Source organism: Serratia sp. A07 (assembly GCF_058725505.1).
In genome coordinates this window covers 1-831 of record NZ_JBZXDO010000207.1, presented here as the reverse complement: position 1 = coordinate 831, position 831 = coordinate 1, and the positions used below count along the sequence as shown (strand labels likewise).

1 protein-coding gene and 1 pseudogene are annotated in these 831 nt (G+C 55.4%); both read left to right on the top strand.

Features of this window, described 5'->3' with window-relative positions; genetic code table 11:
* Window positions 1–348, top strand: a pseudogene (locus tag AC4PR2_RS29280) (hypothetical protein); the annotation flags it as partial.
* A gap of 31 nt (window positions 349–379) precedes the next feature.
* On the top strand, window positions 380–831 hold a 452-nt coding region (locus AC4PR2_RS29275), incomplete at its 3' end, for a 3'-5' exonuclease (protein WP_492176098.1).

Below are 831 nucleotides of genomic sequence, written 5' to 3'. Positions count from 1 at the left end.
CGCGTGGAGATCACCATCGATGAATGGGAGGTTAGAACCATTCGTCGCAAGCGCAACAGCCAATCGCAGTTCGGGGTTAAGAAAGCATACGCGGACGACACACAGTATGTGAACCTCGTCCAGCGAGGCTCGTTGACGCAGGACAAAAAGGGGAACTGGCTCAAAAACATCCCGGCGTGTTGCCGCCACCAGTTCCCGGCCAGCGGGAAACCACTGTCCAGTATGTTTACCACCCCGTTGCAGGCTCTCAAGTTTGCACTGACGGTGGCGGAAGGAGACGCGGAGCTGCGGGCGGTCAAATCGCGCATCACCAAGCTGCGCAACTCCAAGAAGAAATCGGATGCATGACACTCACGACTCACAGCCAGGATAAATATTGATGAACCATTTGATGCTTGACATTGAAACGCTGGGTAAGAAGCCCAGCGCCCCTATCTTGACTATCGGCGCTGTGCTTTTTAACCCGCACAGCGCCGAGCTTGGCGAGCAGTTCTACACCGCCGTAGACCTGCAAAGCGTTATGGCCGGTAAAGCGACACCTGACGCTGATACGATTATTTGGTGGATGAAGCAAAGCAGCGAAGCCCGCGCGGCTATCTGCGTTGACGGTGCGCCGTCGTTGCTGTCTGCGTTATATGACCTGAATAAGTTTATCCGGGCCAATGTCGCCAATCCTCGTAGCATGCGTGTGTGGGGGAACGGCGCTGTATTCGATAACGTTATCCTGCGTGAGTCTTACCAGCGTGAATGCGTTCCGTTGCCGTGGGAGTGGTACAACGACAGGGACGTGCGCACTATCGTTGAGCTTGGCCGCGTAGTTGGCTTTGATCC